Source organism: Variovorax sp. PAMC 28711, from assembly GCF_001577265.1.
In the GTDB taxonomy this organism is placed as follows: Bacteria; Pseudomonadota; Gammaproteobacteria; order Burkholderiales; family Burkholderiaceae_C; genus Variovorax.
In genome coordinates this window covers 611565-624131 of record NZ_CP014517.1, presented here as the reverse complement: position 1 = coordinate 624131, position 12567 = coordinate 611565, and the positions used below count along the sequence as shown (strand labels likewise).

Below are 12567 nucleotides of genomic sequence, written 5' to 3'. Positions count from 1 at the left end.
GGCGAGTCAGCGCAGTCCGCCGCCGCCGGCGCCTTCCTGGCGCTGGATCAGCTCGATCTTGTAGCCGTCGGGGTCCGTCACGAAAGCGATCACCGTCGTGCCGCCCTTGACCGGGCCCGGCTCGCGCGAGATGGTGCCGCCGGCGGCCTTGATCTTGTCGCACGCGGCGTAGGCGTCGGGGACGCCGAGCGCGATGTGGCCGTAGGCGGTGCCGAGCTCGTAGTGGTCGGTGTCCCAGTTCCAGGTCAGCTCGATTTCGGCCTGCGCCGGATTGCCTTCGTAACCGACGAACGCGAGGCTGTACTTGTATTCGGGGTTCTCGGAGGTGCGCAGCAATTGCATGCCGAGCACCTGGGTGTAGAAGTCGATCGAACGCTGGAGGTTGCCAACGCGAAGCATCGTGTGAAGTAGTCTCATAGTGGCGGAATTATTGCGCGCGTGGCGGTCCAGCGCACGAGGCGGCCGTTGTGCATCACGCCGGTGTGGTCGGCCATGGCGCGGGCTTCGGCTTCGTTGTGCGTCACCAGCACGGCGGTCTGGCCGGCGGCCTTGAGGATGCTGCGCACTTCGAGCGTGAGCCGGTCGCGGGTGGCGCCGTCGAGGTTCGAAAAAGGCTCGTCGAGCAGCAGCAGGGCCGGCGCCGGCGCGAGGGCGCGGGCCAGTGCGATGCGCTGCTGCTGACCGCCCGACAGCTCGTGCGGAAAGCGACCGCCGGCGTCGGCCAGCCCGACCGTCGCGAGCATTTCACTCACGCGCCTGTTCCGCGTGTCGGCGGTCTCGCGCCGCAGTCCGAACCCGACGTTCTGCGCTGCCGTGAGGTGCGGGAACAGCGCGTATTCCTGGAACATCATGCCGACCCTGCGCCGCTCCGGCGGCAGGTGAACCTGTGTCGACGACAGCAGCGTGGCGCCGAGCTGGATGCGGCCGGCGCGCAGGGGTTCGAAGCCGGCAATGGCACGCAACACGGTCGTCTTGCCGCAGCCCGACGGGCCGAGCAGGCACCCGATGTCGCCTGCGTCGAGCGCGAGCGAAAAGTTGTCGAGCACGGCGTGCGCGCGGTGGTCGTAGGCGACGCGCACGGCGTCCAGGTGCAGTGAGGCGGTCATGCGATGCGAGTGTCGAGTGGGGTGCCGAGTTGATGGCGTGCGAGCAGCACCACGGGCAACAGACCGGCCAGCACGATGGCCAGTGCCGCGATCGCGCCTTCTTCGTAGGTGCCGCGCGACGCTTCGGCATAGAGCCAGGTGGCGAGGGTGTCGAAGTTGGCCGGCCGCAGCAGCAGCGTGGCGGGCAGTTCCTTCATGGCATCGACGAACACCAGCAGTGCGCCGGCCGCCAGTGCCGGGCGCAGCAGCGGCAGATGCACGCGGCGCAGCGTGCCGCTGGCGGTTTCGCCGAGCAGGCGCGCGGCTTGCTCGATGGTGGGCGGGATGCGCGCCAGCCCGGATTCGATGCCGCCCACCGGCATCGCGAGAAAACGGATAGCACACGCGATCACCAGCACGATCCCGGCGCCCATGAGCGGCAGGCCGGGCAACCCGAAGAACGCCGCGAAGCCGGCATCGAAGGCGAGGGCCGGTGTGAGCAGGCCGATCGCCAGCACGGTGCCGGGCACGGCGTAGCCCAGCGTGGCGGCACGGGCCTGCCATTGCGCAGGATTGCGTCTCGCGCCGGCACTGCGCGTCGCCCATGCCACGACGAGGCCGGCCGCCACGGCCACCAGCGTGACGCCGGCGGCCAGCCCGAGCGTGTTGACCAGGCTGGCGACGAGACCCGGCGACACGCCACCGCCCTGAAGCAGCCGCTTGGCGCTTTCCCAGACCAGGTAAAGCGCGGGCGCAACGAAGCCGATCACGACCGGCGCGGCCGTCAACACCGTCGCCGTGCAGGCGGCGGCGCCGTGCAGCCGGCGCGGCTGCATCGCGCGCATGCGTTGCGCGGAACCGAAGCGCTGGTTCCGGCGACCGTGGCGTTCCATCCAGACCAGCGCCACCACCAGCAGCAACATCGCGCACGCGATCTGCGCCGCGCCGGCCAGGTCGGAGCGCGTGATCCAGGTGGTGTAGACCGCGACGGTGAGCGTGTTCACCCCGAGGAATTCCGACGCGCCGATGTCGTTCAGCGTTTCGAGCAGCGCCAGGCTCAGCCCGACTGCGATCGCTGGCCTCGCCAGTGGCAACGCGACCCGCAGGAACGCGCCGAGCCGGGTCTCACCGAGCGTGCGTGCGGCTTCCATGAGGTGGGCCGGCTGCGTCGTGAACATCGCGCGGCTGGTGAGGTAGACGTACGGGTACAGCACGAAGCCGAGCACGAAGATCGCGCCCGGCAACGAGCGCAGGTCGGGCAAGCGGAATTGCCGTGGGCTGTCGAAGCCCAGCAGCCACCGGATGGCGCCTTGCACCGGCCCGATCGGGTGCAGCAGGTCGAGGTAAGCGAAGGCGACGATGTAGGTCGGCATGGCGAGCGGCAGCAGCAGCGCCCAGTGCAGCGTCGCGCGGCCCGGAAAGTCCCACGCCGTGACCGCCCACGCGCAACCCACGCCGATCAGCAGCACCAGCGCGCCGACGCCCGAGAGCAACAAGGCCGTGTTGAGCGCTGCCTGCGGCAGCACGGTGCCCAGCAGGTGCGACCAGTGCCCGAGGCCCGAACCGAACGCCAGCCACGCCAGCGTGAGCACCGGCGCGAGCACGCCGAGCGCGATCAGCAACGAGGCGCCGCGCCAGAGCGGCCCGGCCGCTGGCAGGCCCGCGGCCCGCGCGATCACTGGTCGAAGCCGACCTTGTCGACCAGCACGCTGGCCTGCTTGCGGTGCTTCGCGATCTCGGTCAGCGGCAGCGGGTCGACCTTGAGCTCGCCGATGGTCGCGGCCAGGATCGGATCGAGCGCCACGCCCTTGCGCACCGGGTATTCGTAGTTGGCTTGCGCGTACAGCACCTGCGCCGGGGCCGACACGAGGAACTCGACGAGCTTCACCGCGTTGGCGCGGTTCGGCGCGTTCTTCGCGACGGCGGCGCCGCTGATGTTCACGTGCGTGCCGGCACCCGTACCGCCGGTTTTGGCATTGGCGAAGGTCGGGCGTATCACTTTGATGGCGTCGCCCCACTTGCGCGCGTCGGTGCCTTCCTTCGAGGCCTTCATCTGGCCCACGTAGTAGGAATTGGCGAGGCCGACATCGCAGATGCCGCCGAGGATGTCGCGCGCCACGTCGCGGTCGCCGCCGGTCGCCTTGCGCGCCAGGTTGGCCTTCACGCCGCGCAGCCATTGTTCGGTCTTGGCTTCGCCGTCGTGCGCGATCATCGAGGCCACGAGGGCCGTGTTGTAGGGGTGCTGGCCGGCACGGATGCAGACCTTGCCCTTCCACTTCGGATCGGCCAGGTCTTCGTATCGGAAGCTGGTGAGCGGCAGGCTCTTGTCGGCATAGAGCACGCGGGCGCGCAGCGAGAGCGCGAACCACTGGCCGTCGGCGCCGCGCAGGTTGGCCGGGATCGCGGATTCGAGCGCGGCGGATTTCACCGGCTGGGTCACGCCGCCATCGACCAGGTCGATCAGGTTGCCGATGTCGACCGTCATCAGCAGGTCGGCCGGCGAGCGCGCGCCTTCGGCCTTGACGCGCTCGAGCAGCCCGTCCTTGATGAACACGGTCTTGACGTCGATCTTCGTCTGCGCGGTGAAGGCCGAAATCAGCGGCTGGATCAGCGCGGCTTCACGGGTGGTGTAGAGCGTGAGTTCTTCGGCGGCATGCGCGGGGAGCGCTGCGGCGAGCCATGCGGCGGCAGCCACGCAAAGCAGGGTGGTGGGGCGTCGGGTCACGGGTGTCCTCCAGAGATTCTCGAATTGGAATGGTGCATTGGCGCAGGCGTGTCAATGCGAACAATTATCAACTCGCGGTCGCGCGAATGCCTCAAAACACGTACGCGATGCAGGGTCAGCGTTGCGGCAGTTCGAACACCAGGCAGGTGGTGGTGGCGTGCGCGTAGAGCGTGCCGTCGGCGCCGACGAGCCGCGCTTCGGCGGTGGCGAGCTGGCGACCGCAATGGATCACCTTGCCTTCGGCCCGCACCCGTTGAATTTTCGGCGTGAGGCCGCGCACGTAGTTCACGCTGAGTTCGGCCGTCGTGTAGCCGCGGCCCGCCGGCATCATCGTGTGCACCGAGCAGCCCAATGCGGAGTCGAGCATCGTCGCGGCCCAGCCGCCGTGGATGGTGCCGAGCGGGTTCAGGTGGCGGGGCAGCGGGGTGCCCTGGAAAATCGCCACGCCGGGGCCGACTTCGACGATCGTGAAGTCCAGCGTCTTGGCGATGGCCGCATACGGAATCTCGCCAGCCAGCATCATCTGCATGACTTCGAGGCCGGTCTTGCCTGCGACCTGTTCGGGGCGTGCCAGGCCCGGACCCGGGCCGGCTTCCAGCCGCGCGATCACTTCGCTTTCCGCGGCGAGCCAGGCGTCGAGCTGATTGCTTTGGGTCATGGTTTCTCCGTTAAGTTGCATATGCAACGATTGTAGCTACAATTGTTTTCATGAAAACCGCCATCAAGCCGCAAGGCTGTACCAACCTGAGGCTGCGCCGGCTGGGTCGGCTTGTCTCGCGCCACTACGACGCGCACGTGTCGGTCAGCGGGCTGAAGACGACGCAGTACTCGCTGCTCTCGCATGTGCTGCACCTCGGGCCTTTGCGTCCGGTCGATCTGGCGCGCGCGATGAACATCGAGGCCTCCACGCTCACCCGCAATCTCAAGCCGATGGTGGGGGGCGGCTGGCTCACGCAGACCGAAGGCCCGGACGCGCGCAGTCGCCTCATTTCGATCACCGAGGAAGGGCGCGCCAAGCGGGCGCAAGCGCAGGCGCACTGGCGTGAAGCGCAAGAAGGCCTGAACGAACTGCTCGGTGTGGAGCGCGTGCTGGCGCTTCATGCGCTGCTCGACGAGAGCCTCGAGATCCTGCAACAGGCCGGTTTGGCCGACGACCGGCGAGCCGACCATGAGTGAACCTCTGAAGACGGCGACCGCACCGGCCTATCGCGCGCTCTGGATCGTGCTGCTCGGCGCCGCCGGCGCCTTCGCACTGACGATGGGCGTGCGGCAGACGATGGGGCTCTTCCTCTCGTCGCTCAACACCTCGACCGCGCTCGGCATCGGCAGCATCAGCCTGGCCTTCGCGTTCGGCCAGCTGTGGTGGGGCCTGACCCAGCCGTTCGCCGGGGCAGTGGCCGACCGCGTCGGCACCGGTCGCGTGGTCTTCATTGGCGTCGTGCTGGTCGCCATCGGCACGCTGATCACGCCGCTCATGACGACGACCGCCGGCCTGATCTTCGCGATCGGCGTGCTCGCCGCGGGCGGCGCCGGCATGGCCGGGCCGTCGGTGCTGATGGGCGCGACGACGCGGCTCGTGCCGCCTGAGAAGCGCGGCCTGGCCACCGGGATCGTGAATGCCGGCGGCTCGTTCGGGCAGTTCGCGATGGCACCGATCGCCATCGGCCTCACGGCGACGCTCGGCTGGGCCGCGTCGATGCAATGGCTGGGCGTGCTGGTGTTGCTGGCGCTGCCGGCGGCCTGGCTGCTGCGTGGCAACTCGAACGCGATCGCGGCGCAGGCTGCAGCAGCGTCGGGCAAGAAGGCATTGACGGCGCGGGAAGCGATCGGGCAAGCGCTTTCAACACCGAGCTACCGCTATCTGAGCCTGGGCTTTCTCGTTTGCGGTTTTCACGTCGCGTTTCTCGCGACGCACTTGCCGGGCGTGGTGGCGGCCTGCGGCTTGCCGCCGGAGGTGGGCGGCTGGGCGCTCGCGATGATCGGCCTGTTCAACATCGTCGGCAGCCTCGCGATGGGTTGGGCGGTCGGCCGTTGGCGGATGAAGTCGCTGCTGTCGCTGCTCTACGCGACACGCGGTCTTGCGGTGCTGGTCTTCCTGTTCGCACCCAAGACGGCCGGCGTGATGCTGGTGTTCGCCGCGGTGATGGGCGTGACCTTCCTGTCGACCGTGCCGCCGACCGCAGGCCTCGTCGCCAAGATGTTCGGCCCGAGCAACATGGCGATGCTGTTCGGCATCGTGATGCTGGCGCACCAGGTCGGCGGCTTTCTCGGCGCGTTCCTCGGCGGCTACATCTTCCAGGCGACCGGCAGCTACGACTGGGTCTGGTACATCGACATCGTGCTGGCCGTGGGCGCAGCGCTGATCAACCTGCCGATTCGCGAGGCGCTGCTGCCACCGCGTCGCGCACCGAAGGTGGCCGCATGAGCGCCGCGCTCGACCCCCGCACACGGATGCTGCTCGAAGCGCCGATCGTGCCGACACTGCTGAAGCTGGCCGCGCCCAACGTGGTCGTGATGGTGGCGCAGGCAGCGGTCGGCCTCATCGAAACCTATTTCGTCGGCAAGCTGGGGCTCGATGCGCTCGCCGGCATGGCGCTCGTGTTTCCGGTCGTGATGCTGATGCAGATGACGTCGGCCGGGGCCATGGGCGGCGGCATCGCCTCGGCCATCGCGCGTGCGCTCGGCGCGCAGCGGCGCGACGATGCCGATGCGCTGGTGCTGCATGCGGTCGTGATCGCGCTGGGCTTCGGCATCGCGTTCTCGCTGGCGCTGCTGCTCGGCGGGCGCTGGCTCTATGCGCTGATGGGCGGCACCGGCGCGGCGCTCGAGGCGGCGCTGGTCTATTCCAACTGGGTCTTCGTCGGCGCCATCCTGGTGTGGATGTTCAACTCGCTGGCCGCCGTGATCCGCGGCACCGGCAACATGGCCGTCCCGGCGAACGTCACAGTGGTCGGGGTGCTCTTTCTCATTCCGGTGTCGCCGCTGCTGATCTTCGGCTGGGGTCCGATTCCCGGCATGGGCATCGCGGGCGGCGCCGTCGCGCTGCTGCTGTACTACCTCTTCGGCACGCTCGCGCTGATCGTGTACCTGCGATCGAGCCGCAGCCTGCTCAAGCCGAAGTTCGCCGGCGTGAAGCTGCGCTGGCCGCTGTTCCGCGACATCCTGCGCATCGGGTTGGTCGGTTCGATCGCGACCTTGTCGACCAACCTGTCGATCGGCATCGCGACCGCGCTGTCGGGCCACTTCGGGTCGGGTGCGATCGCCGGCTACGGCACGGCGTCGCGGCTCGAATACCTGCTGGTGCCGCTGGTCTTCGGGCTCGGCGCGCCGCTCGTTGCGATGGTCGGCACCTGCATGGGCGCAGGCCAGCGCGAGCGGGCCATGCGCGCGGCGTGGGCCGGCGCGGCGATGGCCTTCACGCTCACGGAATTGATCGGGCTTGTCGCGGCGTTCTTTCCGCGACCCTGGCTCAGCCTGTTCGGCAGCGATCCGGCCATGCTCGATACCGGCACGCAATACCTCCAGGCGGTCGGGCCCTTTTACGGTTTCTTCGGCGTCGGGCTGGTGCTCTATTTCGCTTCGCAAGGCGCGGGGCGCTTGCTGTGGCCGGTGGTCGGCAACCTGACGCGCCTGCTTGTCGCCGGTCTCGGCGGCTGGCTGGCGCTGCGTTGGGGCGGCCAGCTTCATCACGTGTTCGCCATCCAGGGGCTGGCGATGGTTTTCTATGGCGTCGTCATCGCTTCGGCGATTGCCGGCGGCGCCTGGTTCGGCCGTGTCGGCTGGCCCCGAACGACGGCCGGCCTGTTGCGACGGCTGCCGGCTGGCGCGCCGACATGATCCGGCATCCGGTCAGCGTCGATAGGGATTGTTCGGCCGGCTGTCGTAGCGGTTCGGCACGCCGTCACGGTCGTTGTCCCAGCGGCCGCGGCGGTTGTCCCAGCGACGGTCATGGCGATCGCGACGGTCGTAGCGGTCGTGCCGGTAATGGCGCGGCGGCGGACCGTAGTAGCGGCGCGGCTCGGCGTGGCGGTAATAGCCGGGCGGCGGCGGTGCGGGCACCACGTAGACCTGGGTCTGGATGAGGCGTCCGGCGGGCTGCGCCTGCGCGGTCGTGCCGAGCGAGGCGAGCGACAGCAAGGCTGCAAGGGCGACTGCGAAAGAGAGTTTTTTCATGGCGACTCCGATGGGGTTGAGTGAGCCTCTATCGTCGCGGCCCGATGTGAAGGCTGTGTAAGGCGCGCGCGAAGTGTCATGAACAACTGTAAGCCGTCAGGTGGCACTCAGCCAGTGGTGGTTACCAGTCGCGCCGTCGCGGTGTTCGGATGCGCGTTGCCCGTGGACGTGGTCTCGACGAGGAAGAAGCGCGCCACCATCTCGCGCGTGATCTCGATCGCGCGCTTCAGGCTCATGTCGATGTGTTCGGTCAGCGTCTGGAGTGCGGCCGCGGTGTCGCGCCTGGCGATGAGCGCCATCAGCTCGCGGTGCGCATCGAACGCGCGGGCGTTCCAGTCCGACGATTGCTCGATGTCGATGTGCCGCGCCACGTGGATGCGTCGCGTGACCACTTCCATGAACGCCGACAGTTCCTTGTTGTGCGACAGCGCGACCAGCCGGCGATGGAACTCTTCGTCGGCCAGCACCATGTCGCCGCTGGCGAGCCGCGCGGATTCGTCCAGGAACGTCTGCCAGAACCCCGCCACGGCCGCGATCTCGTCGTCGCTCGCGCGCTGCACGGCCAAGAACACCGCGCGTCGCTCCAGCGCGATCCGCACCTGGTAGAGATCGAACACTTCGTCGACGCTGATCGCCTTGCGAAAGAAACCCTTGTTCATCACGAAGTCGAGCAGGCCTTCGGCAACCAGCCGGTTCAGCGCCTCGCGCAGCGGCGCGCGGCTCACGCCGAGTTCGCGCCCGAGTGCCTGTTCGTTGATGCGGGCGCCGGGCTTGAAGTCATAGCGCATCGAGCGCTCCCGCAGTTCGAAATACAGGCGCTCGACGCTGCTCTCTTCGCGGGGTGCGCGAAGCGGCTTCTTGATGGCGCGGGGCGCGGTTTTGGGCATTCGGGGCGAGTCTCGCAGGTGACTGACAACGGCGCAGTGTAGCCAGACCGCGCCCGCAAGCAGGGCCATCGGACTTTCCCTAGTAGGCGGCCGAAAAATAAGTGTCGACACTTGTGCCGGCAAAGTTCGGACGCGCGTTCGAAGCGACCCCTATTCCCACGAAAACGAGGACCGGCCATGGCTCTGAAGACGGTGACGCTGGATGACAAGTACACGCTCACGAGCGGGCGCATTTTCATCACCGGCACGCAGGCGCTGGTGCGCCTGCCGATGACGCAGCAGCAGCGCGACCTGCGCGAAGGCCACGCCACCGCGGGCTACATCAGCGGGTATCGCGGTTCGCCGCTCGGCACCTTCGACGAGCAGATCGGCCGCGCGAAAAAGCACCTCGATGCGCACCACGTCGTCTTCGTGCCGGGCGTCAACGAAGACCTGGCGGCCACCGCGGTCTGGGGCACGCAGCAGGCCGAGATTGGCGGCGAGGGCAAGTACGACGGCGTGTTTTCGATGTGGTACGGCAAGGGCCCCGGCGTCGACCGCACCGGCGATGCGTTCCGGCACGGCAACCTGGCCGGATCGTCGAAGCTGGGCGGCGTGCTCGTGCTGATGGGCGACGACCACACCTGCGAATCGTCGACCACCTGCCACCAGAGCGAGTTCGCGATGGTCGACGCGATGATCCCCGTATTGAGCCCCGCCGGCGTGCAGGAAATTCTCGACTACGGCGTGATCGGCTGGGCCATGTCGCGCTTCAGCGGCTGCTGGGTCGGCATCAAGTGCGTCAAGGACACGGTCGAGGCGACCGCGTCGATCGACGTCGACATCGACCGCGTCGAGATCACGCTGCCGCAGGGCGTGGACTTTCCGGCCGACGGGGTGAACATCCGCCAGCCCGACACGCCGCATGCGCAAGAGGCGCGGCTGCACCGCTACAAGCTTGGCGCGGTCACGGCCTTTGCGCGCAGCAACCGCATCGACCGCGTGGTCCTCGGCGGCGCGGGCGCGAAGCTCGGCGTCATTTCGCACGGCAAGAGCTACCTCGACACGCTGCAGGCGCTCGACGACCTGAACCTCTCGGAAGAGATGGCGGCCGACCTGGGCCTGCGGCTCTACAAGGTCGGCATGCCGTGGCCGCTGGAGCCCGAAGGCGCAGTCGAATTTGCCGAGGGGCTCGACAAGATTCTCGTGGTCGAAGAAAAGCGCAGCCTCATCGAATTCCAGCTGAAGGAGCAGCTCTACGGCCGTGCGCACGCACCCGCGATCGTCGGCAAGAAGGACGAAGCCGGGCAGGTGCTGCTGCAGTCCGAAATGGCACTCGACTCGAACCAGATCGCGATCGCCATCGGCGAGCGGCTGCTCGAACTCGGCGAGAACGCGGCGCTGCGCCAGCGCATCGAAGAGATCCGCGCCTACCGCGCGCCGAAGGGCGTGATCGACATCCTGTCGCGCAGCTTCTACTTTTGCAGCGGCTGCCCGCACAGCTCGTCGACCGTGCTGCCCGAAGGCAGCAAGGGCTACGCCGGCATCGGCTGCAGCTGGATGGCGCAGGCCATGGACCGCTCCACCACCGGCTACACGCAGATGGGTGCAGAAGGCATGTCGTGGGTCGGCGAGGCGCCGTTCTCGAAGCGGCCGCACATGTTCCAGAACATCGGCGACGGCACCTACTTCCACTCGGGCCTGCTCGCGATCCGCGCTGCCGTGGCCGCGAAGACGAACATCACCTACAAGATCCTGTTCAACGACGCGGTCGCCATGACCGGCGGGCAGAAGCACGACGGCCCGCTCGACGTGCCGACGATCACGCACCAGGTGCGCGCCGAGGGCGTCGGCCGCATCGTCATCGTGACCGACGAGCCCGACAAGTACCCGGCCGACATCCGCTGGCCCGACGGTGTGACGGTGCATCACCGCGACGACATCGATGCGGTGCAGCGCGAGTTGCGCGAGCTCACCGGCACCACCGCGCTCATCTACGACCAGACCTGCGCCGCAGAAAAGCGCCGGCGTCGCAAGCGCGGCGCGTTCCCCGACCCGGCGAAGCGCCTGGTGATCAACGACCTCGTGTGCGAAGGCTGCGGCGATTGCGGCGTCAAGTCGAACTGCGTCTCGGTGCAGCCGCTCGAAACCGAGTTCGGCCGCAAGCGCGCCATCGACCAGTCGTCCTGCAACAAGGACTACTCCTGCGTGAAGGGCTTCTGCCCGAGTTTCGTGACGGTGCTCGGCGGGTCGCTGCGCAAGCCGCAGCCCGTCAGCGAGAGCACGCTGTTCCCGGTGCTGCCGGAACCGGTGCGCCCGTCGATCGACGAGAAGGTCTACAGCGTGCTCGTGACGGGCATGGGCGGCACGGGCGTCGTCACGATCGGCGCGATCCTCGGCATGGCCGCGCACCTCGAAGGGCGCGGCTGCGGCCTGCTCGACATGGCGGGGCTGGCACAGAAGGGCGGCTCGGTGTGGAGCCACCTGCGCTTCGGTCCGTCGCCGGAGTCGATCAAGACGATCCGCATCGCGGCCGGCGGCGCCGACCTCGTGCTGGGCTGCGACGTGATCGTGGCGGGCAACTCCAAGACGCTGGCCGCGGCGCGCCGCGGCAGCACGCGCATGCTGGTCAACACGAAAGAGTTCATGCCCGGCGAGTTCTCGCGCAACGCGAACATGCAGTTCCCGCGCGATGGCTTGCGCGGCAACGTGATCGACGCGGTCGGTGAAGACCATGCCGAATTCGTCGATGCCGGCCGCATCGCGACGGCGCTGCTGGGCGACAGCATCGCGGCCAACATGTTCATGCTCGGCTTCGCGTACCAGCGTGGCCTCATCCCGATCGCGGCGGAGTCGATCGACGCGGCCATCGACCTCAACGGTGCGGCGAAAAAAATGAACAAGGACGCCTTCCTCTGGGGCCGTCGCACGGCGGTCGACGCGAAGGCGGTCGAACGGTTGCTGGCCTCGCGCCGCGCCACCTCGGAGGCCGGCGTGTCGCCTTCGCCGGTCAAGACGCTCGACGAAACGATCGCGCTGCGCAAGACCTTCCTCACCGGCTACCAGGATGCGGCCTACGCACAGCGCTATGTCGATCTGGTCGGCAAGGTGCGCGCCGTCGAGGCCAGGACGTTCGGTGGCAGCACCGCGCTGACCGAGGCCGTGGCGCGCTATCACTTCAAGCTGCTCGCGATCAAGGACGAATACGAAGTGGCCCGCCTTCATGTGAACAGCGGCTTCCTCGACAACGTGGCGCAGCAATTCGAGGGCGACTACAAGCTGGTGTTCAACCTCGCGCCGCCGCTCCTGTCGAAGCGCGATGCGGTCACCGGCGAACTCAAGAAGCAGGAGTTTGGCGCCTGGGTCATCCCGGTGTTCCGCGTGTTGGCGAAGCTGCGCTCGTTGCGTGGCACCGCCTTCGACATCTTCGGCTACAGCGAGGAGCGGCGCAGCGAGCGCGCGGTGCTGGCGCGCTACGAGACTACGATCGCCCAGGCGCTGCTGACCCTCGAGGCGCACGCCGACCCGGTCCACCACGAAGCCGCCGTGGCGTTGGCCTCGCTGCCGGAAGAGATCCGCGGCTACGGCCATGTGCGTGCCAAGGCACTGGCCGCGACCCGCCTGCGCGAGCAGGACCTGATCGCCGCGCTGCAGCGCCGCGTGATCCCGCTGAAGCGGGCTGCCTGAACCTGCGGGTCACCACAAGAAGGGGCGGGCG

At 68.2% G+C, this 12567-nt stretch carries 11 protein-coding genes; 4 read left to right on the top strand and 7 right to left on the bottom strand.

Features of this window, described 5'->3' with window-relative positions; all coding sequences use genetic code 11:
• Positions 1-6 precede the first annotated feature (6 nt).
• The 5 genes from gloA to AX767_RS03200 all read right to left on the bottom strand — a co-directional run bounded on the left by gloA (position 7) and on the right by AX767_RS03200 (position 4468).
• Positions 7-417, bottom strand: a complete 411-nt coding sequence (gloA, locus tag AX767_RS03220) for a lactoylglutathione lyase (protein ID WP_068628581.1) — start codon at positions 415-417, stop codon at positions 7-9.
• A complete protein-coding gene (locus AX767_RS03215) occupies positions 414-1106 on the bottom strand; it encodes an ABC transporter ATP-binding protein (protein ID WP_068628579.1) in 693 nt (230 codons plus the stop codon). The genes gloA and AX767_RS03215 overlap by 4 nt, the downstream gene beginning before the upstream one ends.
• Entirely contained in the window at positions 1103-2764 is a 1662-nt protein-coding gene (locus tag AX767_RS03210; protein WP_082754779.1) for an ABC transporter permease, read from the bottom strand. The genes AX767_RS03215 and AX767_RS03210 overlap by 4 nt, the downstream gene beginning before the upstream one ends.
• Positions 2761-3810 (bottom strand): Fe(3+) ABC transporter substrate-binding protein, encoded by a 1050-nt coding sequence (locus tag AX767_RS03205; RefSeq protein WP_068628578.1) that lies wholly within the window; start codon positions 3808-3810, stop codon positions 2761-2763. The genes AX767_RS03210 and AX767_RS03205 overlap by 4 nt, the downstream gene beginning before the upstream one ends.
• Before the next feature lie 115 nt (positions 3811-3925).
• Complete coding sequence (locus AX767_RS03200; protein ID WP_068628576.1) at positions 3926-4468, bottom strand: PaaI family thioesterase; 543 nt, start codon at positions 4466-4468, stop codon at positions 3926-3928.
• 50 nt (positions 4469-4518) lie between these two features.
• Between AX767_RS03200 and AX767_RS03195 the strand changes: the two genes are divergently transcribed.
• Genes AX767_RS03195 through AX767_RS03185 form a run of 3 tightly spaced genes read left to right on the top strand, consistent with a single transcriptional unit; the run spans position 4519 to position 7647 of the window.
• The gene (locus tag AX767_RS03195) at positions 4519-4986 is read left to right on the top strand and encodes a MarR family winged helix-turn-helix transcriptional regulator (RefSeq protein WP_068628573.1); all 468 of its coding nucleotides are present in this window, start codon (positions 4519-4521) and stop codon (positions 4984-4986) included.
• Positions 4979-6235 (top strand): MFS transporter, encoded by a 1257-nt coding sequence (locus AX767_RS03190; RefSeq protein ID WP_068628571.1) that lies wholly within the window; start codon positions 4979-4981, stop codon positions 6233-6235. Before AX767_RS03195 ends, AX767_RS03190 begins: the two co-directional genes overlap by 8 nt.
• Complete coding sequence (locus AX767_RS03185) at positions 6232-7647, top strand: MATE family efflux transporter (protein ID WP_068628569.1); 1416 nt, start codon at positions 6232-6234, stop codon at positions 7645-7647. The genes AX767_RS03190 and AX767_RS03185 overlap by 4 nt, the downstream gene beginning before the upstream one ends.
• Before the next feature lie 12 nt (positions 7648-7659).
• On the opposite strand, the gene AX767_RS03180 is transcribed toward AX767_RS03185, so the two are convergent.
• Positions 7660-7983 carry a hypothetical protein gene (locus AX767_RS03180; RefSeq protein WP_068628567.1) on the bottom strand — a complete coding sequence of 108 codons (324 nt, stop codon included), beginning with the start codon at positions 7981-7983 and terminating at the stop codon, positions 7660-7662.
• Positions 7984-8090: 107 nt separating this feature from the next.
• On the bottom strand, positions 8091-8870 hold the full coding sequence (locus AX767_RS03175) for a GntR family transcriptional regulator (protein WP_068628565.1): 780 nt from the start codon (positions 8868-8870) through the stop codon (positions 8091-8093).
• A gap of 177 nt (positions 8871-9047) precedes the next feature.
• Between AX767_RS03175 and AX767_RS03170 the strand changes: the two genes are divergently transcribed.
• On the top strand, positions 9048-12536 hold the full coding sequence (locus AX767_RS03170) for an indolepyruvate ferredoxin oxidoreductase family protein (RefSeq protein WP_068628563.1): 3489 nt from the start codon (positions 9048-9050) through the stop codon (positions 12534-12536).
• The last annotated feature ends 31 nt before the right edge of the window (positions 12537-12567 follow it).